23 protein-coding genes are annotated in these 26,988 nt (G+C 56.2%); 20 read left to right on the top strand and 3 right to left on the bottom strand.

The window, feature by feature from the left end; translation table 11 throughout:
* Positions 1–17: 17 nt before the first annotated feature.
* From ACODTD_RS02140 to ACODTD_RS02090, 11 genes are all read left to right on the top strand, one after another.
* Complete coding sequence (locus ACODTD_RS02140) at positions 18–1,307, top strand: glycosyltransferase (protein WP_489104380.1); 1,290 nt, start codon at positions 18–20, stop codon at positions 1,305–1,307.
* A 151-nt stretch (positions 1,308–1,458) separates the two neighbouring features.
* Complete coding sequence (locus tag ACODTD_RS02135) at positions 1,459–2,301, top strand: phosphatidylinositol-specific phospholipase C domain-containing protein (protein WP_489104379.1); 843 nt, start codon at positions 1,459–1,461, stop codon at positions 2,299–2,301.
* A gap of 75 nt (positions 2,302–2,376) precedes the next feature.
* Entirely contained in the window at positions 2,377–3,282 is a 906-nt protein-coding gene (locus ACODTD_RS02130) for an AraC family transcriptional regulator (protein ID WP_011334055.1), read from the top strand.
* Positions 3,283–3,508: 226 nt separating this feature from the next.
* Positions 3,509–4,819 (top strand): ABC transporter substrate-binding protein, encoded by a 1,311-nt coding sequence (locus tag ACODTD_RS02125; RefSeq protein ID WP_221614688.1) that lies wholly within the window; start codon positions 3,509–3,511, stop codon positions 4,817–4,819.
* A gap of 145 nt (positions 4,820–4,964) precedes the next feature.
* Positions 4,965–5,891 (top strand): carbohydrate ABC transporter permease, encoded by a 927-nt coding sequence (locus tag ACODTD_RS02120; RefSeq protein WP_011334053.1) that lies wholly within the window; start codon positions 4,965–4,967, stop codon positions 5,889–5,891.
* Between the two features lie 8 nt (positions 5,892–5,899).
* Complete coding sequence (locus tag ACODTD_RS02115; protein ID WP_489104378.1) at positions 5,900–6,730, top strand: carbohydrate ABC transporter permease; 831 nt, start codon at positions 5,900–5,902, stop codon at positions 6,728–6,730.
* A 23-nt stretch (positions 6,731–6,753) separates the two neighbouring features.
* On the top strand, positions 6,754–7,857 hold the full coding sequence (locus tag ACODTD_RS02110; protein ID WP_041475265.1) for an ABC transporter ATP-binding protein: 1,104 nt from the start codon (positions 6,754–6,756) through the stop codon (positions 7,855–7,857).
* A 16-nt stretch (positions 7,858–7,873) separates the two neighbouring features.
* The gene (locus tag ACODTD_RS02105; RefSeq protein ID WP_011334051.1) at positions 7,874–9,346 is read left to right on the top strand and encodes a mannitol dehydrogenase family protein; all 1,473 of its coding nucleotides are present in this window, start codon (positions 7,874–7,876) and stop codon (positions 9,344–9,346) included.
* A 204-nt stretch (positions 9,347–9,550) separates the two neighbouring features.
* On the top strand, positions 9,551–11,047 hold the full coding sequence (gene xylB, locus ACODTD_RS02100; RefSeq protein WP_489104377.1) for a xylulokinase: 1,497 nt from the start codon (positions 9,551–9,553) through the stop codon (positions 11,045–11,047).
* A 13-nt stretch (positions 11,048–11,060) separates the two neighbouring features.
* On the top strand, positions 11,061–11,999 hold the full coding sequence (locus ACODTD_RS02095; RefSeq protein WP_489104376.1) for a carbohydrate kinase family protein: 939 nt from the start codon (positions 11,061–11,063) through the stop codon (positions 11,997–11,999).
* A 44-nt stretch (positions 12,000–12,043) separates the two neighbouring features.
* Positions 12,044–12,664, top strand: coding sequence for a transglycosylase SLT domain-containing protein (locus ACODTD_RS02090; RefSeq protein WP_011334048.1), 621 nt, complete (start codon positions 12,044–12,046; stop codon positions 12,662–12,664).
* Positions 12,665–12,721: 57 nt separating this feature from the next.
* Here ACODTD_RS02090 and ACODTD_RS02085 read toward each other — a convergent pair whose 3' ends face one another.
* Positions 12,722–14,023, bottom strand: coding sequence for an OprD family porin (locus ACODTD_RS02085; RefSeq protein ID WP_489104375.1), 1,302 nt, complete (start codon positions 14,021–14,023; stop codon positions 12,722–12,724).
* A 362-nt stretch (positions 14,024–14,385) separates the two neighbouring features.
* On the opposite strand from ACODTD_RS02085, the gene ACODTD_RS02080 reads away from it, so the two are divergent.
* The 7 genes from ACODTD_RS02080 (at position 14,386) to ACODTD_RS02050 (ending at position 24,906) form a co-directional block, all read left to right on the top strand.
* Complete coding sequence (locus ACODTD_RS02080; RefSeq protein ID WP_489104374.1) at positions 14,386–16,440, top strand: type VI secretion system Vgr family protein; 2,055 nt, start codon at positions 14,386–14,388, stop codon at positions 16,438–16,440.
* Positions 16,431–17,294 carry a DUF4123 domain-containing protein gene (locus ACODTD_RS02075; RefSeq protein WP_011334045.1) on the top strand — a complete coding sequence of 288 codons (864 nt, stop codon included), beginning with the start codon at positions 16,431–16,433 and terminating at the stop codon, positions 17,292–17,294. Before ACODTD_RS02080 ends, ACODTD_RS02075 begins: the two co-directional genes overlap by 10 nt.
* Before the next feature lie 35 nt (positions 17,295–17,329).
* Positions 17,330–20,620: a hypothetical protein gene (locus ACODTD_RS02070; protein ID WP_236676533.1), complete on the top strand. Its 3,291-nt coding sequence runs from the start codon at positions 17,330–17,332 to the stop codon at positions 20,618–20,620.
* On the top strand, positions 20,617–21,603 hold the full coding sequence (locus tag ACODTD_RS02065) for a tetratricopeptide repeat protein (RefSeq protein WP_011334043.1): 987 nt from the start codon (positions 20,617–20,619) through the stop codon (positions 21,601–21,603). The genes ACODTD_RS02070 and ACODTD_RS02065 overlap by 4 nt, the downstream gene beginning before the upstream one ends.
* 177 nt (positions 21,604–21,780) lie before the next feature.
* The gene (locus tag ACODTD_RS02060) at positions 21,781–22,755 is read left to right on the top strand and encodes an SEL1-like repeat protein (protein WP_111539340.1); all 975 of its coding nucleotides are present in this window, start codon (positions 21,781–21,783) and stop codon (positions 22,753–22,755) included.
* Positions 22,756–22,960: 205 nt separating this feature from the next.
* Positions 22,961–23,932 carry a tetratricopeptide repeat protein gene (locus tag ACODTD_RS02055; protein WP_041475264.1) on the top strand — a complete coding sequence of 324 codons (972 nt, stop codon included), beginning with the start codon at positions 22,961–22,963 and terminating at the stop codon, positions 23,930–23,932.
* Between the two features lie 77 nt (positions 23,933–24,009).
* Complete coding sequence (locus tag ACODTD_RS02050; RefSeq protein WP_285355686.1) at positions 24,010–24,906, top strand: tetratricopeptide repeat protein; 897 nt, start codon at positions 24,010–24,012, stop codon at positions 24,904–24,906.
* Between the two features lie 99 nt (positions 24,907–25,005).
* Here the strand turns inward: ACODTD_RS02050 and ACODTD_RS02045 are convergent, their stop codons facing one another.
* Positions 25,006–25,302, bottom strand: coding sequence for a hypothetical protein (locus tag ACODTD_RS02045; protein ID WP_011334039.1), 297 nt, complete (start codon positions 25,300–25,302; stop codon positions 25,006–25,008).
* 489 nt (positions 25,303–25,791) lie between these two features.
* On the opposite strand from ACODTD_RS02045, the gene ACODTD_RS02040 reads away from it, so the two are divergent.
* The gene (locus ACODTD_RS02040) at positions 25,792–26,052 is read left to right on the top strand and encodes a DUF2790 domain-containing protein (protein WP_011334038.1); all 261 of its coding nucleotides are present in this window, start codon (positions 25,792–25,794) and stop codon (positions 26,050–26,052) included.
* 90 nt (positions 26,053–26,142) lie between these two features.
* Positions 26,143–26,541 (top strand): hypothetical protein, encoded by a 399-nt coding sequence (locus ACODTD_RS02035; RefSeq protein WP_011334037.1) that lies wholly within the window; start codon positions 26,143–26,145, stop codon positions 26,539–26,541.
* On the opposite strand, the gene ACODTD_RS02030 is transcribed toward ACODTD_RS02035, so the two are convergent.
* Positions 26,538–26,807: a DUF1652 domain-containing protein gene (locus ACODTD_RS02030; protein ID WP_011334036.1), complete on the bottom strand. Its 270-nt coding sequence runs from the start codon at positions 26,805–26,807 to the stop codon at positions 26,538–26,540. The two genes, ACODTD_RS02035 and ACODTD_RS02030, sit on opposite strands and share 4 nt — an antisense overlap.
* Positions 26,808–26,988: the final 181 nt, after the last annotated feature.

The raw sequence follows: 26,988 nt of genomic DNA, 5'->3' as shown, positions 1-26,988 counted from the left end.
CCCAGGAATCGTTACTCATGAGTCAGCCCGCAACCAAAGTCCTCGTCATTGGTTACGTCTGGCCGGAACCTCGCTCCTCCGCCGCGAGCGGACATGTGATGCAGATTCTCGAGACGTTCCTGCGACAAGGCTGGCAAGTTACCTTTGCCAGCCCGGCCGGTACCGGTGAGCACCGCGCCGATCTGACTGCGCTGGGCATTCACGAAGTACCGATCGAACTGAACAACAGCAGTTTCGATGTGTTTATCAGTGAACTGGCCCCGGACATCGTGTTGTTCGACCAGTTCATGATCGAAGAACAGTTCGGTTGGCGAGTGGAGAAACACTGCCCCGATGCCTTGCGCGTTCTGGAAACGTCGGACCTGCAGAGCCTGCGGCATGCTCGACACCAGCGCTTGAGAGATCGACTGAAGCTCAGCGACGACGCCAACGATTTCCAGGGATTGTTTGCCCCGGCGCTCGCCGAAGAGTTCGAACTGATGGCCGAAACCGATCTGGCCAAGCGCGAGATCGCCGCGCTTTATCGTTGCGATCTGAACCTGATGATCTCGCCAGTGGAAATCGAGTTGCTGGTGCAACAGTTCAAGCTGCCACCGGAATTGTTGCACTGGTGTCCGTTGATGGTCGAACCACTCGGCACACCGTCAAAACCCTTCGAGGAGCGCGCGCACTTCCTCAGTATCGGCAATTTCCGTCACGCCCCGAACTGGGACGCCGTTCTGTGGCTGAAGACGACAGTCTGGCCGCTGATTCGCGATCAACTGCCCAAGGCACAATTACATGTCTACGGCGCGTATACGCCGCCCAAGGCAACAGCGCTGCACAATGCGTCCCAGGGTTTTCACATCATGAACTGGGCGGAGGATGCATTGCAGGTCATGTCCGATGCCCGGGTTTGCCTGGCCCCCCTGCGTTTCGGCGCTGGCATCAAGGGCAAGCTGATCGATGCCATGCTCTGCGGAACGCCCAGCGTGACGACGCCGATCGGTGCTGAAGGTATGCACACGGATCATCTCTGGCCAGGAGCCGTGACGCAGTCGGCGCGGGCGTTCGCCGATGCAGCGGTTCAGCTGTACAAGGACGAAGGGCTGTGGCAAACCGCTCAAACTCAAGGCAGCACGCTATTGCGTGATCGCTATCAACAAGCGATTCATGGTCCTGCCCTTATTGAGAAAATAAAATACTGCCGTGAACATCTGGCGCAACTCAGAAAAAACAACTTCACAGGCAGTATGTTGCGTCATCACGCACACAAAAGTACTCAGTACATGGCGCAGTGGATCGAAGCAAAAAACCGGAACAAATGAGATGACGGAAAATTATAAAAACAATCACCAACAACTTGCATCAGTCCACCAATAGCCATTAAAAAAGTTAAACGCTATAAACATCCTGCAAGCGCCATTCAAATAAAAAATTGAATTGCCAACAACTCTTTAAATCACGCAGGATACATAAATGAGCAACAATAACTGGATGGGCTCAACGCCCGCCATTGATACACTGACAATCGCTGAACTGACATTACCCGGCACCCACAACGCAGGCAGTGACTGGCGCGCCGACTACCCAATCTTCGGCCCGCCTCGCCATTGGCTGGTATGTCAGCACGATACCTTTTACGCCCAACTGCACAATGGTTCCAGAGCGCTGGATATTCGCCTGAGCTATGAAGCCAGTGCGGAAGGTCCAAAAAAATTCATTCTTCACCATAATGGTTTTCGAAACTCTCGGACATTAGGGCAACTGATCAACGACGTAGAACTTTTTCTGCAAAAAAACCCTGACGAGTTCATTGTTCTTGATTTCCACAAACTTGATGGCAAAGACTTCGACCACGACTACTTCAATAAAATAATGAGCAGTTTTCTCGGGCATCGACTGATCCCGCGCTGGAACGCGGCCCTGAGCCTGCGGGAGCTGAAGCGCGCCAGCCCGCAACAGCGAGTGTTCGCTGCCGGTCCAGGCATAGAACTTGATCACACGATATTCCACGATTATGTAAGCCATAAGTGGTCAGGCACCGATACGACTACGCCTGACGAGCTGAAGGCGTTCATCGGTAGTGTCATGCAGAATCCACCGGGTACCTGGCGCCCCTGGTCGTTGTCCGCCACCAGCTATACCTACCTGGGCGGTCCCGTCGACATCCATGACCAGTTGAACGAATGGTTCGATCTGGACAACAGTGACTGGGCATTGAAGTGCAACATCATCAATGTCGACTTCATCGAAGAGTCGGACCTGGTAGAGATTTGCCGGATTGCCAACTTGATGAAAGCCCGAGAACGGGCGCTCTGAGCGGCAATGGAAACTGGCGCAACCGACGAGGAACGAGGCATGATCACCGGGCGATAACAATAAAAGCGCTCTGCCATGACCCGAACAGCCCGCGTGACTGACCCTTCTTATGAGCTGATGGATGACCACAACGGGTTGTCCATCATCTATCGCCAGCACGGTTTCCCCTGCCCGCTGGTGCGCTGGCATTTTCACAAGGAGTACGAACTGCACCTGATCGTCGCCAGTTCGGGCAAGGTGTTCATCGGCGACTACATCGGCAACTTCTATCCACAGACCCTGTTCCTGACCGGCCCGAATCTGCCGCATAACTGGATCAGCCAGGTGGCCGAAGATGAAGTGGTCGAGAAACGCGACATGCTGGTCAACTTCACCGATGAACTGTTCGAAAGCGGCCATCAGGTATTCGCCGAACTCAAGACCCTGGCACCGCTGCTCGAACGTGCGCAGTACGGCATCGAATTCCGCTCGCCGCAGACAATTCGCCAGGCCATGACCCTGATGCAACGCATCGCCGATTCAACCGGCATCACCCGTCTCGGGCACTTTTTCATCCTGATGGAATTGCTGGCGGCGTGCGACGACTACCAACTGCTGTCCGGCGCAACCACCCCGCAACTGGCCGACGAGCACAACATCGACCGCACCAACCGCGCGGTGGATTACATCTTCGCCCACTACGCCCGCGAGCTACCCCTTGAGGAAGTCGCCGAGCACCTGGGCATGAAACCCACCTATTTCAGCCGCGTGTTCAAGCAGGCCACCGGGCGCAATTTCATCGAATTCGTCAATCGCCTGCGCATCAGCAAATCCTGCGAGTTACTGGCCGATGGCGACAAACCGGTGACCGAGGTGTGTTTCGAGTCGGGCTTCAACAATATTTCCAATTTCAATCGGCGCTTTCAGCAGCTCAAAGGCATGACGCCATCGCATTACCGGCGGCTGGTGGTGCAGCGCCTGACCGAGCAAAACCACGGCTGAGCAGGAAAATCTGTACGGTTTCGCGCCCTTCGCCCTGCTGAAACGCCCTTCCCTGCGGTTATCGCGCCAATCCCGAGTGCAAAAAAGTATCGATTCAAGTGCTAGGGATGATTTGTCAGCCCTGCGTCAGAAGGCTGTAATCAGTGCACATTCTTCCCCCGCCGGAAGAACACAAAAACAATAACTGTCCTTCTGCCCCCCGCCGGGTGCAGAAAAGGAGTGCACGATGCAACCCACTGCAAAAGCTCTGCTGGCCCTCACCTGCATGACCCTCAGCAGCGTCAGCCTTGGCGCCCAGACCCTGACCATCGCCACCGTCAATAACAGCGACATGATCCGCATGCAAAAGCTCTCGAAAACCTTCGAGACCGAGCATCCGGACATCAAGCTCAATTGGGTGGTGCTGGAAGAAAACGTCCTGCGTCAGCGCCTGACCACCGACATCGCCACCCAGGGCGGTCAGTTCGACGTGTTGACCATCGGCATGTACGAAGCCGCACTCTGGGGTGCCAAGGGTTGGCTGGAGCCGATGAAGGATCTGCCGGCCAGCTACGCCCTCGATGATGTGTTCCCGTCCGTACGCGAAGGCCTGTCAGTCAAGGGTTCGCTGTACGCCCTGCCGTTTTACGCCGAGAGCTCGATCACCTACTACCGCACCGACCTGTTCAAGGACGCCGGCCTGACCATGCCGGAGCGTCCGACCTGGGAGCAGATCGCCGGCTTCGCCGAGAAACTCACCAATAAGGACAAGGAACAATACGGCATCTGCCTGCGTGGCAAGGCCGGCTGGGGCGAGAACATGGCGCTGATCACCACCGTGGCCAACGCCTATGGCGCGCGCTGGTTCGATGAGCAATGGAAACCGGAATTCAGCGGTCCGGAATGGAAAAACGCGCTGAACTTCTATGTCGACACCATGAAGAAATCCGGCCCGCCGGGCGCCTCCAGCAACGGTTTCAACGAGAACCTCGCCCTGTTCAACAGCGGCAAATGCGCGATCTGGGTCGATGCCAGCGTCGCCGGCTCGTTCGTCACCGACAAGACCCAAAGCAAGGTCGCCGATCACGTCGGCTTCACCTACGCGCCGCATCAGGTCACCGACAAAGGCTCGGCCTGGCTGTACTCGTGGGCGCTGGCGATTCCGACCAGCTCCAAGGCCAAGGACGCCGCCAAGCAATTCAGCGCCTGGGCTACCTCCAAAGAGTACGGCGAACTGGTCGCCAAGACCGACGGCATCGCCAACGTTCCGCCGGGCACCCGCGCCTCGACCTACAGCGACGCTTACATGAGCGCCGCACCGTTTGCCAAGGTCACGCTGGAATCGCTGAAAGCGGCCGATCCGAGCAAACCGACCCTCAAACCCGTGCCGTACATCGGCATTCAACTGGTGACCATTCCCGAGTTTCAGGGGATCGGCACACAGGTCGGCAAGCTGTTCTCCGCCGCACTGATCGGCCAGACCACGGTCGACCAAGCGCTGACCGCCGCCCAGCAAACCACCGAACGCGAGATGAAGCGCGCGGGTTATCCGAAGTAATCCTGCGCATTTCCATGTGGGAGCGAGCCTGCTCGCGATAGCGGTAATCCGGTCTCAATAAATGTGGCGGATGGACCACCCTCATCGCGAACAGGCTCGCTCCCACAGTGGATCGAGTCTGCCTTTTAAAACGGTTGTGATCACCATGAATACTTCAACTGCCAAAGCCCACATCGACCTGTCGCAGCCCCGGCGCAAAAGCCGTGTGGCCAATCCCGGCTGGTTCCTGGTCAGCCCTTCGGTGGCCCTGTTGCTGCTGTGGATGATCGTGCCGCTGGGCATGACCGTCTATTTCTCGATGATCCGCTACAACCTGCTCGACCCGGGCACCAACGAATTCGTCGGGCTGGAAAACTTCACCTACTTTCTGACCGACTCCGGCTTCATGCCCGGTGCCACCAACACCTTATTGCTGGTAGGCAGCGTGCTGTTGATCAGCGTGGTGTTCGGCGTGTTGATCAGTGCGTTGCTGGAAGCCAGCGAGTTCTTCGGTCGCGGCATCGTGCGAGTGATGCTGATTTCGCCGTTCTTCATCATGCCCACGGTCGGTGCGCTGATCTGGAAGAACCTGATTTTCCATCCGGTGTCCGGGATCCTCGCCTACCTCTGGAAACTGTTCGGCGCGCAGCCGGTGGACTGGCTGGCGCACTACCCGCTGCTGTCGATCATCATCATTGTCTCGTGGCAATGGCTGCCCTTCGCGATCCTGATCCTGATGACCGCCATGCAGTCCCTCGACCAGGAACAGAAAGAAGCCGCGCGCCTCGATGGCGCCGGCCCGATCGCGATCTTCTGGCACCTGACCCTGCCGCACCTGGCGCGGCCGATTGCCGTGGTGGTGATGATCGAAACCATCTTCCTGCTGTCGGTGTTCGCCGAAATCTTCACTACCACCAACGGCGGCCCCGGCTACGCGTCGACCAACCTCGCCTACCTGATCTACAACCAGGCGCTGGTGCAGTTCGACGTCGGCATGGCCTCGGCCGGCGGCCTGATCGCCGTGGTCATCGCCAACATCGCCGCGATCATTCTGGTGCGGATGATCGGCAAAAACCTGACTGACAAAGCCTGAGGCCTGCCATGACTCTTCAACAATCCCGCCGGCTGCAAAGCCTGCTGCTCGGCACGCTGGCCTGGGCCATCGCGATCATCATTTTCTTCCCGATCTTCTGGATGGTGCTGACCAGTTTCAAGACCGAAATCGACGCTTTCGCCACACCGCCGCAGTTCATCTTCACGCCGACGCTGGAGAACTACCTGCACATCAACGAGCGCAGCGACTACTTCAGTTTCGCCTGGAACTCAGTGGTAATTTCCTTCAGTGCCACCGCCCTGTGCCTGCTGATCGCGGTGCCGGCAGCCTACTCGATGGCGTTCTACGAAACCCAGTGCACCAAAGGCACGCTGCTGTGGATGCTCTCCACCAAGATGCTGCCGCCGGTGGGTGTGCTGATGCCGATCTACCTGCTGGCCAAGAGTTTCGGCCTGCTTGACACGCGCATCGCGCTGATCGTGATCTACACGCTGATCAACCTGCCGATCGTGGTCTGGATGGTTTACACCTACTTCAAGGACATCCCCAAAGACATCCTCGAAGCCGCCCGCCTCGACGGCGCCACCCTGGCTCAGGAAATGCTCCGCGTGCTGCTACCGATCGCCAAGGGCGGCCTGGCCTCGACCGTACTGCTCTCGCTGATCCTGTGCTGGAACGAGGCGTTCTGGTCGCTGAACCTGACCTCGTCCAAAGCCGCGCCGCTGACCGCGCTGATCGCCTCCTACTCAAGCCCCGAAGGCTTGTTCTGGGCCAAGTTGTCGGCCGTCTCGACCCTGGCCTGCGCGCCGATCCTGATCTTTGGCTGGATCAGCCAGAAACAACTGGTGCGCGGTCTGTCGTTCGGCGCCGTCAAATAAGAATTCGCAAGAGGAGCGCCACCATGGCCAACCTGAAAATCAAGAATCTGCAAAAAGGCTTCGAAGGTTTTTCCATCATCAAGGGCATCGACCTTGAGGTGAACGACAAGGAGTTCGTGGTGTTCGTCGGCCCGTCAGGCTGCGGCAAATCCACCCTGCTGCGCCTGATCGCCGGCCTTGAAGAGGTCAGCGGCGGCACCATCGAACTGGACGGACGCGACATCACCGAAGTCAGCCCGGCCAAGCGTGATCTGGCAATGGTGTTCCAGACCTACGCGCTGTACCCGCACATGACCGTGAAGAAAAACATGTCGTTCGCCCTCGACCTGGCCGGCGTGCCGAAGGCTGAAGTCGAGAAGAAAGTCGGTGAAGCGGCGCGCATTCTCGAACTCGGGCCGATGCTCGAGCGCAAGCCAAAACAGTTGTCCGGCGGCCAGCGTCAGCGCGTGGCCATCGGCCGGGCGATCGTGCGCAACCCGAAAATCTTCCTGTTCGACGAGCCGCTGTCCAACCTCGACGCCGCCTTGCGGGTGCAGATGCGTCTGGAACTGCTGCGCCTGCACAAAGATTTGAAAGCCACGATGATCTACGTGACCCACGATCAGGTCGAAGCCATGACCATGGCCGACAAGGTCGTGGTGCTCAATGGCGGCAAGATCGAACAGGTCGGCTCGCCGCTGGAGCTGTATCACCACCCCGCCAACCTGTTCGTCGCCGGGTTCCTCGGCACGCCGAAAATGGGTTTCCTCAAAGGCCAGATCGCCCGTATCGACGGCGCGAGCTGCGAAGTCTCGCTGGACGCCGGCACCCGCATCACCCTGCCGTTCAACGCGTCGAACCTGAGCGTCGGCAGCGCCGTGACTCTCGGTATTCGCCCGGAACATCTGGAACTGGCGCAAGCGGGCGACTGCACCCTGCAAGTTACCGCCGACGTCAGCGAACGACTGGGCAGCGACACCTTCTGCCACGTCAAGACCAACGCCGGCGAAGCCCTGACCATGCGCGTGCGCGGTGATCTGGCGAGCCGTTACGGCGAACAACTGAACCTGCACCTGGACGCCTCCCACTGCCATCTGTTCGATGCCAACGGCGTGGCGCTGACCCGCCCGTTGCGCGCGGCCGCCTGATTTCGAGACTGACCCGATGAAACTGAACCAGCAAAACCTCAACCGCCTGGCCGCCGAAGTGAAACTGCCGGCCTACAGCCTCAGCGACACCCGCCAAGGCATCGCCCACATTGGCGTCGGCGGCTTCCACCGCGCGCATCAGGCGTATTACACCGATGCGCTGATGAACACCGGCGAAGCACTGGACTGGGCGATTTGCGGCGTTGGCCTGCGCGCCGAAGACCGCCGCGCCCGTGATGACCTCAAGGAGCAGGACTACCTGTTCACCCTGTTCGAACTGGGCGACAGCGACGACACCGAAGTCCGGGTCATCGGCGCGATCCGCGACATGCTGCTGGCCGAGGACAGCGCCCAGGCGCTGATCGACAAACTCGCCGATCCGCAGATCCGCATCGTCTCGCTGACCATCACCGAGGGCGGTTATTGCATCGACGACAGCAACGGCGAATTCATGGCGCACCTGCCGCAGATTCAGCACGACCTGACGAACCCGCAACAGCCGAAAACCGTGTTCGGTTTCCTCTGTGCGGCGTTGGCCAAGCGGCGTGCGGCGGGCACTCCGGCGTTCACGGTGATGTCGTGCGATAACCTGCCGCACAACGGCGCGGTGACCCGCAAGGCACTGTTGGCCTTTACTGCTTCGCTGGATCCGGACCTGCACGACTGGATCGACGCCAACGTCAGCTTCCCCAACGCCATGGTCGATCGCATCACGCCGATGACCAGCATCGCCCATCGCCTGCAACTGGCGGACAAGCACGCCGTCGATGACGCCTGGCCGGTGGTCTGCGAACCGTTTGTGCAATGGGTGCTGGAAGACAAGTTCGTCAACGGCCGCCCGGCCTGGGAAAAGGTCGGCGTGCAATTCACCGACGATGTTTCCCCCTACGAAGAGATGAAGATCAAACTGCTCAACGGTAGCCATCTGGCGCTGACTTACCTGGGCTTTTTGAAGGGTTACCGCTTCGTTCACGAAACCATGAACGACCCGCTGTTCGTGCGCTACATGCGCGCCTATATGGACCTGGACGTGACTCCGCAGCTGGCGCCGGTGCCGGGCATCGACCTCACCGAGTACAAGGACACGCTGGTGGCGCGGTTCTCCAATCAGGCGATTGCCGATCAGCTTGAACGGGTTTGCTCCGATGGCTCGTCGAAGTTTCCCAAGTTCACCATTCCGACGATCAATCGGTTGATTGCCGATGGGCGCGAGACCAAACGCGCGGCCTTGGTGGTGGCGGCCTGGGCCCTTTACCTGAAGGGCGTGGATGAGAATGGCGACACTTACTCGGTTCCGGATCCTCGGGCGGCGTTCTGTCAGGGGTTGGTGGCGGAGGATGCTTTGATCACTGAGCGGTTGTTGGGGGTTGAAGAAATCTTCGGTACGGCGATACCGCGTTCGCCAGAGTTTGTTGCGGCGTTTGAGTGGTGTCTGAACAGCTTGCGAGAAGAAGGCGTCACTCGGACTCTCGAGCGTATTCTGGCGTGAAAAGCCCCTCACCCCAGCCCTCTCCCAGAGGGAGAGGGAGCCGACCGAGGTGTTTATCCGAGGTACATCGACCTGAAAGTCCGGAGCCGAACTCAGGAATTGAAACCTACACAAATCTGCTCCCTTTCCCCCTCTCCCCTCTGGGGAGAGGGTTGGGGTGAGGGGTGGCTTTAGAAGTCGCCAAAAAACCAACAGGTTCACACCATGCACAAACAACAACTATTCCTCGGCATCGACTGCGGCACCCAAGGCACCAAAGCCATCATCCTCGACGCCACCAGCGGTCAGGTGTTGGGCCAGGGCGCCGCCGCGCACACGATGATCAGCGGCGCCAACGGTCGTCGCGAACAAGACACCGCGCAATGGCTGGAAGCCTTCACCCTCGGCACCCGTCGCGCTTTATTGGCGGCAAATGTCGACGGCCAGTCGATCCTCGGCATCGGCGTCTCCGGCCAACAACACGGCCTGGTACTGCTTGACGACCAAGGCCAGGTCCTGCGCCCGGCCAAGCTCTGGTGCGACACGGAGACCACACCAGAGAACGATCAACTGCTCGCTCATCTGGGCGGTGAGCAAGGCTCGCTGGAACGCCTCGGCGTGGTCATCGCGCCGGGCTACACCGTGTCCAAACTGTTGTGGACCAAGGAGCAGCATCCGAATGTGTTCTCCCGCATCGCGCGAGTTCTGCTGCCCCACGACTACCTGAATTTCTGGCTCACCGGTCGTGCGTGCAGCGAATACGGCGATGCATCCGGCACCGGCTATTTCAATGTGCGCACCCGCCAATGGGATTTGCAGCTGCTGCGCGACATCGACGCCAGCGGCCGTCTGCAATCCGCGCTGCCGGAACTGATCGACGCCCATCAAGCGGTCGGCACGATCCTTCCCGCCATTGCCGAACAGCTGGGCATCAACCCCGGCGCGCTGGTGTCCAGCGGTGGCGGCGACAACATGATGGGCGCCATCGGCACCGGCAATATTCAGCCGGGGGCGATCACCATGAGCCTCGGTTCTTCCGGCACGGTGTACGCCTACGCCGAGGCACCGAAGGTCAGCCCGGATGCGTCGGTCGCGACCTTCTGTTCCTCGAGCGGCGGCTGGCTGCCGTTGATCTGCACCATGAACCTGACCAACGCCACCGGCGCAATCCGAGAACTGTTCAACCTCGATCTCGACGCCTTCAACGCTTTGGTAGCCCAGACCCCGATCGGCGCAGAAGGCGTAAGCATGTTGCCGTTCCTCAACGGCGAACGCGTGCCTCCCCTGCCTCATGCGACCGGCAGCCTGCATGGCCTGACGATCGATAACCTGACGCAAGCCAATCTGTGCCGCGCCGCCGTCGAGGGCACCACCTTCGGCCTGCGTTATGGACTGGATCTGTTGCGCCAGAATGGTTTACAAAGCCGCAGCATTTGCCTGATCGGCGGCGGTTCGAAAAGCGCGGTATGGCGGCAGATCGTCGCCGACATCATGAACACCCCGGTGATCTGCACCGAGCAAAGCGAAGCCGCAGCCCTCGGCGCGGCGATTCAGGCGGCGTGGTGCAAATCGTGGTCGAACGGCCACGAAGACACCCTGGCCGATCTGTGCCAGCGCTGCGTGAAGCTCGACCTGAACAGTGAAACCCTGCCGGTTGCCGCGAATGTCGCGGCGTTCCAGCAGGCCTATGAACGCTATCGACTGCATGTCGCAACCTTATAAAGAGCAAACAACTATGTACCTGGTATGTGGCGAAGCACTGTTCGATTTCTTCAGCGAAGACGATGCCGGCGGGCAGGCGTCGAAAGTCAATTTCAAGGCGATTGCCGGTGGCTCGCCGTTCAACGTGGCGGTGGGTTTGCGCCGACTGGGCGTGGATTCGGCGCTGTTCGGCGGGTTGTCCACCGACTACCTCGGACGACGCTTGCAGCAAGTGTTGCAGGATGAAGGCGTACACCCGGATTATCTGGTCGATTTCGCTGCATCGACCACGCTGGCGATGGTCGCGGTGGGCGCCAATGGCTCGCCGCACTACAGCTTCCGTGGCGAAGGTTGCGCTGACCGCCAGCTGAGCCTGGCGCACCTGCCAGCGTTGGGGCCTGAAGTGCGCGGCCTGCACTTCGGTTCGTTCTCGCTGGTGGTGCAACCGATTGCCGATACCTTGCTTGCGCTGGTGCAGCGCGAAAGCGGCAAACGCCTGATCAGCCTCGACCCGAACGTGCGCCTCAACCCGGAGCCAAACATCGACCTGTGGCGCGAACGAATCGCCACGCTGGTGCCGTTGGCGGACTTGATCAAGGTCAGCGACGAAGACTTGAGCCTGCTGTACCCCGAGCAGGATCCTGCGCGCGTCATCGAAGGCTGGTTGCAGCATCGTTGCCAGGTGGTGTTCCTGACCCGTGGCGGTGAAGGCGCGACCGTGTTCAGCCGGGTTCACGGTTCATGGTCGGTGCCGGCTTCTTCGGTGAAGATTGCCGATACGGTCGGGGCCGGCGATACCTTCCAGGCCGCGCTGATCACCTGGCTGACCGAGCATGAACTGGACTCGGTGGAAGGCGTGCAGCACCTGAGCCGCGAACAAATCGACGGCATGCTCAGGTTTGCCGTACAGGCCGCCGCCCTTACATGCAGTAAAACAGGTCCGGATTTGCCTTATCGCCACCAGTTGACCTGACCGCGTAGACTGGCGCCCTTTTTTGCACGACGGGATGACGGCTTTTGAATTCGCGGCGCACGGTTGGACTGTTGGTATTGGCGGCACTGTTGAGCGGTTGCGGAACATCGCCACCGCGCTCGCCGGAAAACCTCTGCGAGATTTTCCGCGAAAAAAGTGATTGGTACGACGCGGCGCAAGTCACGCAAAAGCGCTGGGGCGTACCGATCCAGGTGCCGTTCGCGATCATGTATCAGGAGTCCGGTTACCGCTATGACGCCAAGACGCCGCGCAAATACCTGTTGTGGGTGATCCCGTGGGGCCGGGTTTCGACGGCCTCGGGCTATGCCCAAGCCAAGGATGAAGTCTGGGCCGATTACCAGAAAAGCACCGGTCGCTACGGCGCCGATCGTGAAGACTTCGACGACGCCATCGACTTCGTTGGCTGGTACATGGACAAGACCACCTCGATCAACGGCGTGTACAAGTACGACGCCTACAACCAGTACCTCAACTACCACGAAGGCTGGGGCGGCTTTCGCCAGAAGACCTACGCCAGCAAGGCGTGGCTGATGCCGGTGGCGCGCAAGGTGCAGAACCGCTCGGACATGTACGGCCAGCAATACGCGGCGTGCAAGGATGATTTGAATCGCGGGTTCTGGAGCCGGTTCTGGCATTGGCTCTGATCCCAAGCCAAAAAAACCATCACGAGTTAACTCGCGATGGTTTTTTTTGGCGCGGATTTACAACACCGAAAAGTTGTAACTCACAATCAACCGGGTCTCATCCACGTCCCGGGCAAACTTCTCGTAGTTCGTCCGGTACGTCGCATTACGCAAACGCAGGCTGACGTCCTTGAACGTGCCGGTCTGAATCACGTACTTCAACTCGCTGTCGCGTTCCCACTCTTTGCCTTCCTGATCGCTGCCCGGCACTTTGATGTGATCACCGTTCACGTAACGGGTCAGGAAGCTCAGGCCGTTGATGCCGATCGCCTTGAAGTCATAGTCGTAACGCAACTGCCAGGAACGTTCCTGCGCGGCGGCGAAGTCGTTGACCTGCACGTAGTTCACCAGATACGGGTTGCTGCCATCCAGATACGGCATCGAGTTGTCGCCGTTCATGCGCTGCCAGCCTGCGCTGAAGGTGTGACCGCTGATGCCGTAGGACAGCATGCCGCTCAAGGCGCGGTTGTCGATGGAACCGGCTTTCGCATCACCGCTGTCGGCGCTCTTCAGCAAACGCAGATCGGCTTTCAACACGCCGTCACCCAGCGGCTGGTTGGCCAACAGACCCACGAAATGCTGGCGATAGATGTCTTCCAGCTCGGCGTAGTGGTACTGCGCGGTCAGGCGATCGTTGATCTTGTAGTCGAAGCCGTACATGTCGAAATGATCGGCGGTGGTGTTGCAGGCATAGCGCTTGTTCTTGCAGTGCACGCGGATGTCTTGCGAATCGGTCGAATCCCGCGCGGTGTACTTGTCCAGACGCGCGGCCATGAAGGTCAGGTCCTTCACCTCTTTGGAGGTCAGCATCGCACCGTTGAACATGGTCGGCAGCAGGCGACCGTCGTTGTACTTGAGCAACGGCAGATCCGGCAGCAGTGCGCCGTATTTCAGCACCGTGTCCGAGACTTTGACCTTGGCGGTCAGGCCCATTTTCGCGTACTGACCTTTCGAGCCGCGCGGGTTGTCGCCGCTGGACGGCAACAAGCCGCTGTTGCTGCGATCCGGGCTGGAATCGAGCTGGAATCCCGCCATGCCCAGCGCATCGATCCCGAAACCGACGGTGCCTTCGGTGTAGCCCGATTGCAGATTGAGAATGAAACCCTGCGCCGACTCTTCGCGCTTGGACGCGCCCTGATCACTGGAGGTATGCCCGTCACGGAAATCGCGGTTGAAGTACACCGTGCGCGACTCGATCTTCGCCGTAGTGTCTTCGAAAAAACCGCCGGCCTGGACCTGCGCGGTAAAACCGGCGCACAGCACAAAGGCTCCGAAGCCAAGCGACTGGCGCGGGGTGATGAGGGGAAATGGGGGACGCATTGAAAACTCCAACAGAACAACGATTGCGCAGAGGCGCAAACAACCAGAAATAGCTCCCGTCCCGGACCAGTTAAGAACCGGGAGGCAGTGAACACGCGGGGGTGAACGGCAATGATGGCAGATGGCTTTGACGTGCTACAGGCGACTTTAGTCTGAAACTGACTGGTTGTTCCTGGACGCTGCATTCGGCGTCCGCGGCAGATTGGTCCGTCCGAAAGTGCCTGTTTTACTGGGCCCAACCGTGGGCCTAAGGGTTTTCCCTATGGGTTCGGACCGCAGCATCTACGGCATTTGCGCCTTGAACGAGGCCGTTTAATCCTGCACCATCCGCCCACGCTAATCCAAAGGACGGAAAACAAGGCATGCTGGACGCCAATGCTACCCACATTACCCTCACGCTCGAAGGCGCTTCCGCCGACCTGCAAGTCCTCAGTTTCACCGGTCGCGAAGCCCTCAACGAACCGTTCCGTTTCGACCTCGAACTGGTCAGCGCCCGTCCCGACCTCAATCTTGAAGAACTCCTGCACAAGCCTGGCTGCCTGACCTTCGGCGCCACTGGCGAGGGCACGATTCATGGCCTGGTGTATCGCATCGAACAAGGCGATTCCGGCAAGACCCTGACCCGTTACAGCCTGAGCCTGGTGCCGCAACTGGCCTACCTGCGGCACAACCATGACCAGCAGATTTTCCAGAACCTCACCGTGCCGAAGATCATCGCCCAGGTGCTGGAAGAACGCGGGATTCTGGGCAATGCCTACAGCTTCCAGCTCGGCGCCGAATACCCGGAACGCGACTACTGCGTGCAGTACGACGAATCCGACCTGCATTTCATCCAGCGTCTGTGCGAAGAGGAAGGCATTCACTTCCACTTCCAGCACAGCAGCAGCGGCCACAAACTGGTGTTCGGCGACGACCAGACCGTGTTCCGCAAACTGAAACCGGTCAACTACCAGCAAGACTCCGGCATGACCGCCGACAAACCGGTGATCAAGCGCTTCAACCTGCGCCTGGAAACCCGTACCAGCCGCGTCAGCCGCCGCGACTACGATTTCGAAAAACCGAAGATCCTGCCCGAAACCGCGGTCAAATCCGCGTTCATGCCGGACCTGGAAGACTACGACTACCCCGGCCGCTTCACTACGCGCGAGCGCGGCAAGTTCCTCTCGACCCGCGCGCTGGAACGCCATCGCAGCGACTACAAACTCGCCGAAGGCAAAGGTGACGAACCGACCCTGACCAGCGGCCACTTCATGACCCTGGCCGAACACCCGCGCGCCGAATGGAACGATCTGTGGCTGTTGCTGGAAGTCTTCCACGAAGGCAAACAGCCGCAAGTGCTGGGCGAAAACGTCACCAGCGACGTCACCGACAACAAAAGCGATTTCCACCAGGGCTACCGCAACAGCTTCGTGGCCACCCCGTGGGACGCCCACTACCGCCCTGCCCTCGAACACCCGAAACCGAAAGTCCTCGGCAGCCAGACCGCCATCGTCACCGGCCCCGCTGGCGAAGAAATCCACTGCGACCAGTACGGCCGCGTGAAAGTGCAATTCCACTGGGACCGCGACGGCCAGGCCGACGACAAGACCACCTGCTGGCTGCGCGTCGCCAGCGGCTGGGCCGGCGCAGCCTACGGCGGCATCGCCATCCCACGGATCGGCATGGAAGTGCTGGTGACCTTCCTCGAAGGCGACCCCGACCAGCCATTGGTGACCGGCTGCCTGTACCACAAGGAAAACGTCGTCCCCTACGACCTGCCGGCGAACAAGACCCGCAGCACCTTCAAGACCCTGAGTTCACCGGGCGGCAAGGGCTACAACGAATTTCGCATCGAAGACAAGAAAGGCGCGGAACAGATCTACATCCACGCCCAGCGCGACTGGGACGAGAACATTGAGCACGACCAGAAGATCCGGGTTGGCAACGAACGGCATGACACGGTCGAAGCCAACACCTACAGCGAGTTCAAGGTCGAAGAACACCGCATCACTCACCTGGATCGCATCAGTGAAATGCGCGCCAACGATCACTTGACCGTCGCCGTGACCCAGCACCTCAAGGTCGGCACGGCGCAACTGGTCGAAGCGGGAACCGAGATCCACTACTACGCCGGCCAGAAAGTCGTGATCGAAGGCGCAATGGAACTGACCGCCAAGGCCGGCGGCAGCTTCGTCAAAGCCGATGCCGGCGGCGTGACCATCAGCGGCGCCGAAGTGAAGATCAACACCGGCGGCGCGCCGGGCGTGGGGACACCGGCAGCACCGTTGTTGCCAGGGCCGATGAAGGTGGTGGATGCGGATAAGGCTGGGAAAGTCCCGATTCCGCTGCCTAAACGACTGAATGAATCCGGTATCACGCCGCTGTGCGGAAAACAGAGTAACGGCGCTTGCAGCCGTAAGGATTGCACATGCATGTAAAAGCGCTGAGTGCTTTGTTGGCGGCTCCGCGCCACACATTCGAACAGCTACCCCGAGAGAGCGCCGGCTCGACACTGTGTTTCATCATTGACCGTACCCGTCAGCCTGACACCATGAGCCGCCTCTATCGCATCGGCGAGCCTATCGACTCCCAAGGCCTGTTTCTCGCCACCGATTTCGCTGAAATGGCCAATGACGGCCCGTTATGGCTGATCGCGCCTTGGGGCAGTCGCCTGGCTGCCGAAGCAGCAAAACTCTGCGAAGAAGATTACGCCGGCATTGCACTCATCACTGATGAGCCGGCCAAGGCACTGGCCCATGCTCGCTGGCTGCTGCGTGCCAACGATGGGTCCGGCGGTCAAAGCCTTCTGAGTTACCAAAAGCCAAGCCTTTGGGCCGCATTGGCCTATACCGCAGACGAAACTTCGCATCAGTTATTCGGCCCATGGCAACGCGTCTACAGCCCTGCCCCGGTTCACTTTGGCAGCAGTCGGGGCCATTGGCTAAGCTGGCGCAGCGTTTCGGAACTTGAATGGCTGGGCGACGTCTCAGCGTTCAACCTGCCACCAGCAGCGCCAAAGGTTCAGGAATATCTGGGCTGGGTTTATTGGGTTGATGAGCATTACGCCATCTATGGCGAACCCACTGACGAGGAACTGCCCAACCTCGTCGAAAACCTCAATGTACTGGTTGCCCACAACATTTATGAAGGTCGTCATTTACTGAAGCTGGGCCAGATCACCAACGGCCCGCTGCTCGAAGCGCAGCCTCAGGCAATGACCATCCTGCAATCCAGGGAAGAGTCGTTCATCAAGGTTCAGCAGCTGCAGCAACTCTCCACCAGCGCTGCCTGATGACCCCGTCCGCGTAAAGAATGAATGGAAGCGAAATGGAAACTGGTATTTCGAAAGCCCCCAAGGAAAATCTCAACGGTCCAACTGCAAATGCATCGACCCAAACAGCAGCGGTTGAGAGCAAGCCAGCGCTGGAGCTTGATCCGCAGCCCAAAGCGCCTGACAGTTGTTCCAACGCGTTCGACAAGGTAAAGACACCTTGCTCGACGTCCTATGGTGAGGTGATTTACGCCACCAAGGAAAAAATGTTCTATCTATTGCCAGAACGTGCTGCCAGCTCGATCAAAGAAGCGATGAATGAACTTGAACAACATATCAGCGTAAGCAAGTCTCCAGAAGAACGGCTCAAGGGGATGAACACCGCAGGGCTGCTGGAATACTTCCTTGAGCCAAAGCTGACTAACTTCCTGCAAGGCGAGCAAAAAAGCCGAATGCTGGAAATCGAAGCTCAGGAGCCGGATATCGCGCAACCCACGATGGCTATGCGCTTGAAGGCTGTCAGCCGAGAAGCCCGCAATAGTGCGGCGCTGGACAAGCAACCGGACCAGAGCGAATACGCTCGCAATCGGGAACTTGCCAATCAACAACAAGCGAGTCTGCTTGAAGCCAACTCTGATGGGCAGAAACTGCAGCGGCTCTACAGCGAATGGAAGAAGCTGAAAAACATCGCCGTCGCGCAAGCCAAAGTAGCAGGCTACACCTACGAAAGTGGCAACCTGTTTTCTCCGGGAGCACTCGAAGCGAGAAGTCGTGTACAGACCTATCTGAAGGCACGTTCGGCACTCACCTCCAGTGGCAAGCTGACGACTCTGAAAGAAGAAGACTTCCAAAAAAACAAAAAAGCCTATCTGGACGCGACTAACTGCGTAATCGATGGCAAAGCCCGGATGTGTGGCTATTTGAAGGAAGTCGCCAACGAGCGCAAGAAAGTCGAAAAAGACTTCGCCGCGTATATTGATTCGATCTTGAAAGTTGCTGACTACGGTTTGGCCCTGCCGGAGTTTGCACTCATTCCCGACACTGGCGATATCAGTGCAGGCATCGAGAAATTCAAGGCTTACCTTGAGATGGAACAGCAACAGATCAAGCTCACCGAGCAGATCCGTTCGAAATATAAAGCCTGGATTGACGCGAGCGGGCAGAACGTCGCGGCACCTACAGGTATCGTTGAAGCGGAGCAAGCAGAATGGCAGCGTATCCAGCAAGCTCGTCTGAAGCTTCGTGAAGACGCCGAGGCAGCAGTGGCTGCTGCCTTGCCATTACGTCACCTGTTATGGGAGCCCGAGCAGTTTCAACCGAAACCGGAAGAGCGCTTGGTCAAGGCAGGATTTCCTTTGCGCGAAGTCGCGCTTTTCAATAGCCCCAACAGTCCAGTCAAACACTTGAGCTTGCTCAATCTTGAAGGCATCACAAAGGTGCTGAAAAAAGACGCAAGCGAAATCGGTGCCGCTGCAAGCAAGGACTTGCAGAAACTTCCAGGTAACAGCAACGGAAAGGCAGAGTCGGACTCTGACGACAACCCCTTCCATGAATGGCTTCGTGAACAAGGCGCTTTGGCCATCAAGGACCAACAGAGCGACTGGTTTGATGAAAAAGGCTGGTTTGACGTTGAGATGTTCCACTCTTACTTGAAGTCAAAGAACTACAAGGTCGAAACGTTTGAGGATGCGGGGGCGCGCAAAGATTGGGGGCTCCGTCTTCGTCAGTTGCTTTTTAAGGAAGAAGTCAGAAGCTCGTTGCGTCTGTTCGACAACAGCCCTCAAGCTCAACTGGTTCGCTGCCTCACCCCACCGCAGTCATCAATTCACACCGCTACCAAAGTCAGCGGCCCAAGCTTCAGCGTTGCGGATAATTTCAAAGCCTCCGCCAAAGCCGAAGCAAGTCTGGGAATCGACCTCGCTCGCGGTGAGGTTGAATTGATGAAAATGGATCTTCCGGGGAGAGATCAAGCGAAAGACATCCTGGTGCCTTACCTGGATTATGAGAAAAACCGCAAAAATCTGAACCTGGGTCGGTTCTCGATTCACTTGGGCGCTAGAGCCTGGGGGTATACGGGTGCAACCCTCCTCCTTTCTTCCAGCGTGCAGTTGGGCCGCGCGAACGTGCAAGGCGGGCTCAACCTTCCGGAAATCACCGATGCAAAACGCGCGGATACCACCAATGCGACTGCCGCAACCGCGCGAAGTGAACCTGTACTTGAGGGCGACGCTGCCAAGGTTCGGGTGGAAGACGGCGCTAAAGCCCAATTCAATCTTTTTGCTGGGGTGCAAGCCGGGATTCTGCTGACCGGTGCCTTGAACTGGGCACCACCAAAAGACATAGCAGCCCTGCGCGCAGCGCCAACACCGGGAATGAGTAACAGCGTCAACAGCACGAAAGCCAGCCAATGGTCGAGTCTAGCGAGACTGACAGCTGGATTTACTGCCGCTTACGGCCTCGGTGCAAACGCAGACATTGGCATTTCCTTGCACGAAGGCCGCTTCATCATGCGGTTCAAGGCCTCTCTCATTGTCGGCACAGGTGCCGGCGGCGAATTCCAGTTTGAAGTCGGGTATGACGGCGTTACTGACCTGATTAACCTGCTGCGCCGTGAGATGCACAAAAATCAGGACAAATCGCTGATTTTTGTGACGGATGATGCGGCTGATTACATCGATAAGCTCAACTTCCTAGGTGCTGCCGGCATGGAAGTAGCGATGTCTTATATGCAGGGTGTTGATATGGTGATGTCGTTGTATGAGGCGTTAACGGGGGGTGGTCGAGGTGGTACCGTTGCTCATACCATCATGACATATCGAAACCAAGCAGAGCTGGAAGAGTGGTTCATAGCAGCTACGCCGGGAGCGCTGGGCCCAATGCTAATGACACTTACCAGTGCAGCGGAAGCATTCAAAATTCCACTAAAGCTATCCGACAGCAGCCAGGCTTCCGAATATAGTCATGACCAAGCTCACCTTCTTCAGCAAAAAGCAATTGAGCGCATTCTTGGTTGGATATTAAAGCGCGCCGAAAAAGATGGAACTATTTCAAAGGCGAAAAGCCAATTTGAAGAAGCCTGTATGTGCATGAACAGGTTTGGGACAAAAGAGCAGAACCAAAACCAGAAGTACTGCGAGAACCGCCTGCACATGGATAACTTCATGTCAGAAGCAGTTATGCGACTTCAAGATCGAACAAGTGACGACACCCGAGCCCGATACAAAGCGCACGTAAAAACTCTTGGCGAGCGGCTAGACGGCTATTGCTCTCGGATTACACACTACGGAAGAACATATTTGCCAGGTGGAAAAGCAACCTATACCGGACCGGACGATAGCGTAAAATGATTAAAAATAAGCACTACAAATCAATAGCCCAAGTTTTTTTTGTATTCCTAGCCTTTGCATCTCATTCCGCGATGGCGCTTACAAGCGATCAGGCGATTGCTAAAGAAAAAGGAATTACGCTTTTTAATCAATATAAATCTGCTGAAGCGGAACTTCGGATTGCTGCAGAAGCAGGTGACGCTGAAGCACAGTTCTACCTAGCTGAAGAAATCCGACAAAGAAGCCAATACATTACGCCTGAGGCAAAAAAATGGTTGGAAGCGGCAAGTGCACAGGGTGATCTGTACGCCATGCTTAGGCTCGCCCGCTCGGATAATGATCTCTGTACGACGATGAAAAACTGCCCTCCCGGGCAAAAAACTTCGGCAGAGTGGATGAATATAGTTAAAGAGTTGGCTACATCTAAAGCTGAAAAGGGTGACGCCGAATCCGCTTATGTCATGTATTTGGCGACTGGCCAGTTGGAGTGGTTAAAAAAATCCGCAGAGTCTGGTTTTGCTCAAGGTCAATGGCTGCTTGCTATTCGATATAAGGAAGGTAATGGATCCTTTTTGTTGCCTTGGAAACGGTCGGAAGCTGTCGAGAACTGGGCAAAGGCGTCTGCTCTTGGAGGCAATCCCAAGGGAATGATGGAGTACGCTGCCATTCTTTTCGAGAAGGGTGACATGGAAAGTTTTCGATATTGGAACGAACAGGCTGCCTCAATTGGCTTCGCCACTACGGTGTACGGGTATGGATCAGACCTGGCCCATGAGCCTGATACGTATGGCTTCCCTTATGACATAATCAAAGGGTACGCCTTGATTTATTTATTGAAAGAACTTGATGGCGGAGGCGGCATGGATGCCAACGTCAATGATAAGCTTCCTAAAATCGCTGCAAAAATGACACAAACGCAAATAGCGGAAGCAAAAGTATTCGCACAAAAGTGGAAAGCCACACACCCGCCGCTCTCTTTTTTCCCTGATAAGTTAGGTGACTAATACGGTCGCACCCCCTTAATTACTTTGAAAGACAGCGCTTGGAACTACTATATTTACTGGCGTGGGGAACTACACAAAATTGAACTACCCACGTCATCGCGCTAAATTTCAAGAAAGACTTTTGTCACATGTGGAAAAACAGTTAAGAGGATGCAACACGCAGAAGGACGAAGCAAGATGTTCCGCACACCAATAAAAGCCATGGCATTGATTGCATTAATATTTTCAACCTACGCTTTCGCTCAGCTCACTCCTGAACAAGAAGCCGCGAAAAAGCGCGGAATTACACTATTCAATCAATATAAAACAGCCGAACCCGAATTACGTATTGCAGCAGAAGCTGGAGATACGGAGGCTCAATTTTATTTAGGTGAAGAGCTACGCCAGCAGAGTCAGTATATAACCGCTGAAGCTCAGAACTGGTATGAAGCAGCGGCTCTTCAAGGCGACCTCTATGCAATGCTGCGATTAGCAACATCAGAAAACGACCTGTGCAACGTAATGAACAACTGCACTCAAAGCTCAAAAAAACGTACTGACTGGATTGACCTTTTAAACAAAGAAACGGAAAAAAGAGCGAACAACAACGATGGCGAAGCCATGTATGTTAAGTATTTGTACACTGGGCAATTAGAGTGGCTTGAAAAATCCGCTGAATTCAAATTCGCGAGAAGCCAATGGCTACTGGCAAGCCGGTACAAGGAAGGTGAGAAATTTTTTCTACCTTGGAAACGTTCGGAGGAAGTTGGGCGATTATTGAAGGCGTCGGCAGAAAATGGTTTCCCCGCAGGTATGCTTGAATATGCGGCGTATCTGTATGAACACGGAGGAGATCTCAGCGATGCTCGCTACTGGATCGAAGAAGCGGCCAAGACCGGCTATCAATCCGGGGTAAGCAGTTATGGAGCATACCTAGCACATGCCTCTTCCCTTTATGACTTCCCACTGGACTTAGTTAAAGGTTACGCGCTCACATCGCTTTTAACAGAACTTGATGGCGGTGGAAACATAAAGCCTTATGTCGATGAAGTACTGCCAGAAATAGCAAGCAAAATGAGTCCGGCGCAGATTACAGAAGCAAAAGCATTTGCAAAGCAATGGAAAGACACTCACCCGCCACTTTCTTTCTACCCAGGGAAATATGGCCTGTGATGCGGACCGTGCCACTCAAAGCGTCACTAAAGTTAAATACGAAGTGATTAGAGGTAATATGACTATCGAGCAGATTGAATGCTCGAAATCTGTGACAATGAAAAGAAAGGTACCCACCGCCTCTCTTTTCCCCGACAAACTGGGTAATTGATCCAATTACTCAGAGTCTTTCCCTTGCTAATTCAAAATAACCAGGCAGCCAAAAATGAAATTGGTGACTTTCGCGTTAATTTTGTTGAGCCTAGCGACTTCACCATCGTTCGCGCTCACACAGGAACAGTCTCAAGCGAAAATCAAAGGCATTGAACTTTACAATCAATATAAAGCTATTTCTGCAATTGATTTCCTAAGAATCGCAGCCGACGGCGGTGATGACGAAGCACTTTACTACTTAGGCGAAGCGATAAGGAAAAATAACCACTATATGACTAAGGACGCGCAAAAAGCTTACGAAGAGTCTGCCCAAAGAGGCAATATCTATTCGATGATACGGCTTGGTGAAGCGGGCGAAGATTTGTGCGTAACGATGAAAAATTGTTCTTTTGCGGAGCATTCGCCCGAAGAGTGGACAAATAAAGCTAAAGAGCTTGCAACTGAACTGGCATCAAAAGGAAACACTGAGTCAATGTATCTGTTATGGAAAATAACAGGAAATGATGACTGGTTAGAAAAATCTGCGGAAGGTGGCTTCGCGTTGGCTCAGTTTCGTTTGGCCACTAAGTACCAAGAAGGGGGCGGTACATTCCTATTGCCATCAAGAAGATCTGATGCGATTGAAAAATGGATGAAGGCGTCTGCGGAAAATGGCTATCCACCGGGCATGATGGGCTTCGCAGCATCCAGAATGGAAAAAAAAGATTTATCGTCCTTCAGACTTTGGAATGAACGAGCTGCTGCGTCGAGCTATGTATCAGGTGTTTTTGGTTATGCGTTATATATTGGGGGAATAGAGCCAACATACGGATTTACACCTGACCCAATAACGTCATTTGCTCTACTAACAAACCTGCTAGAGCTTGATGGCGGCGGAAACATGATAAACAATGTTAAAGACACATTGCCCGAGGTTGAAAAAAACATGACCAAAGAGCAGCTGGCAGAAGCAAAAAGGCTCGCAAAAACCTGGAAGTCCACCCATCCACCTCTCTCGTTTTATCCGGAAAAATTAGGACATTGAAACCAGTGAGGTTATTAATAAACCGCTTAATCTTGACGGTTTTTATATGCTTCACACCTAACTCTTTCTCGGAGCCGGTGCGTGAAGCTTCTTCAGGCATTATTTTATTCAATCAGTTAAAACTCGGAGAAGCTATCTCCGCGTTAGAAAAAGAGGCACAATCTGGAAGCGTCGAGTCTCAGTACTACTTAGGGGAGGCTCTGCGAAAACGCAACCGTTATATGACACCAGAAGCACAGCACTGGTATGAAACAGCGGCAGTGAATGGTTCCATATATGCAATGATCCAGTTAGGTCGCAAAAATGAAGATTTATGCAAAATCATGGATAACTGTCCTGCCAGCGCCAAGTCTCCTGTTGAGTGGCTTACACATGCCAAAGAATTGCTGCTGGCAAAAGCCAACAACGGTGATCCTGAGTCGTTGTATCTAATGTATGAGATAACGTTTGATCGCATTTGGCTCGAGAAGTCCGCAAATGCAGGATATGCCCTCGCACAATACTGGATGGCGGTAAGTGAACGACAAGGTGAGGGTTTCTTTTTTATCCCAGGAAGACGTGACGCCTCTGTTAAAAACTGGCTTTTGCTTTCTTCTGAAGGCGGCTATCCCAAAGCAATGATGGACTATCTTGAAATACTGCATATAGAAGGTGATACAGAGAGCATTCGCCATTGGCTTGTGTTAGGAGCCGAGACCGGTTACCAAGCTGCTGTAAGCAATTATGGCGCCTACATAGCCCATACGCCGGATAAAGTTGGTTACCCACTCGATATGATAAAAGGGTATGCACTGTTCACCTTGCTTGGCGAGCTTGATGATAGCGGTGGAATCGGACGGTATGTTGAGCGAAAAAGTGACGAAATTCGCAACAAAATGACAGCCGAACAAATCGAAGAATCAAAGATCGTAGCAAAGGAATGGAAAGCCACCCACCCGCCGCTCTCCTTTTTCCCTGACAAGCTTGGAAACTAGTTCGAAGTTCTCCAACGGAATTCGGAAAGTCGCGCATAGAAAAAGCGGAAGGAGTGAAGTGCATTGATGCCTCACTCCTTCCGCTTTTTAGTCACAGCATCAAACCGGCGCCTGCCAGTTCAACATTTTCTGCTGCGCAACCTGCAGCAGATCACTGCCATCCTGCGTCAGCAGGTACAGCGCATGGGTGATGTGGGGAATGTCCTGGACGTCGGCGTGTTTGAAGCACAGGCAGTGCAGGGTTTCGAGCAGGTCGGCTGCGGCGCGGATGCGTTGCACGGCGGCTTCGAAGAGGTCTTTCGGGTTGGCTTGGGTGTCGATGACCAGCGGTGCGCTGTCAGTGACGCCGCTGTTGAGCGGGAGATAGCGAGCGGAGCTTATTTTCAGGATTGGCATTGGAGTTACTCGATTAGGTTGTAAGTAACCGCCGACACCGTGACCAAACGATGGGGAGGCGGACTGTGCGCAGGCTTGGTCAACCGAGAACAACCCAACTCAGCACGCCCGAAGGCGACCCTGCACACAGCCGCCACTGCAATGCACTTCGAGGACATAGATGTCCACGGAGCGAATAATGGCACACTTGAGGGCTGTTATTTTAGGTGACCAAACCTAAGCCGCTGATTTTGCAGCGACGCCAAACCATAACCGCCCCGCTCCAGCCCCCGAAAGCAGACAAGGCATCCACCCTTGTAGGAATCCGCCGAGTCTCCCCCGCGAAACAATCCTCACCCAGACAGCCGGCGTTCAGCCCGGTTAACCATCGCTTAACGCCGCGGTCAAAAACTCTACTGAACCGCACACCCTCAGCCCTGGCTGACGCCGAGTGCGGCAGGTTTGGCTGGCAATCCGCCGAACTCCATTTCCGTCGCACCGGAGTCCATCATGAACATTCGTCCGTTCCTGCTCACCACCGCCCTCGCCTGCACCGCGTTTGCCGGGCTGGCCCAGGCCAATGACACCTCCAAGGCTGTTCCCTATGAATACGGCATGCCGCTGCATGTCGCCAAAGTGGTTTCCCTGACCGAGCCGCAGACGCAGGAGTGCAAGGTCATCACCGCCGACATGAAGTACCTCGACAACACCGGTAAACCGGAAGAAATCAGTTACCGGAAATTATCTGACGCCTGCAGCTTCCAGAACTGACAGAAAGCTCTGATTTGCGGCTTTGCGGTAGGCGAGCACGGGTCTCGAAGAGTATGCTCGGGGCCCTCCTCACTGCCGCAAGGATTCGCCATGCAGTTGTCGTTCCGCACGCTCTCGACCCTCACCTTCTCCCTTTGTTTTCTGCTTTCCTTGGCGTGGGGTCTGGCACCACAGATGTTGCTGGCGATCTGGAGCATCGAGTATTCGGAAGCCGCCGGATTCGTCGCACGGCGCAGCGCGGTGCTGTTTGCGGCGTTGGGGGTGATGTTTTATCTGGTGCGCAACGCGCCGGTATCGATCGCGCGCAATGCGCTGAGCAACGGCTTTATCGTCGGCTGTTTTGGCCTGGCGGTGCTGGGGTTTGCTGAATGGCTCAACGGCCACGCCGGCCCCGGGATTCTGCTTGCGGTGCTGGTCGAGTTCGCGCTGGGCCTTGGCTTCTTGCAGGCCCGGCGCGTGACGGTCGAACTGGGTGAAACAGTCGGTTAGACGACTCGGGATCGCGGCACTGAATGTTGGGTCGCCGTTTGTAGCGCAAGATCTGAGCGCAACCCGGCGATCAGGCCGTTGATTTCGCGACAGCTGTTCAAATGACTGGCATCGATGCCACTCACCTGCAGCTCAACCTGATCGGTCTGGTGATCGCCATACACCTTGACGGTCATCGACAGATCCGGGGACAGCGTGCACTGGCAGCGTTTCGGTAGAAAGCTGCTTTCAATGATGTTGCGGAGTTCCAAGGCAGACAGAAACATGGCGAAACCTCTCCTTACTGTGAGACTGCCAATCAAGTATTCACGTCGACCGATGCCACGGTTCCCACGGGTGTGTCCCCGCTAAATCCTTGGGTGTGACAAGCGGCTGTACTGCGAAATGCCCATTGGAGTGTAGGCGCCCGAACTCGGTGCGCTGCACCAAATAAACGCATAAAACGTG

Source organism: Pseudomonas sp. FG35, from assembly GCF_057809295.1.
The sequence above is the reverse complement of the archived record's forward strand: the minus strand, read 5'-3'. Positions and strand labels throughout refer to the sequence as shown.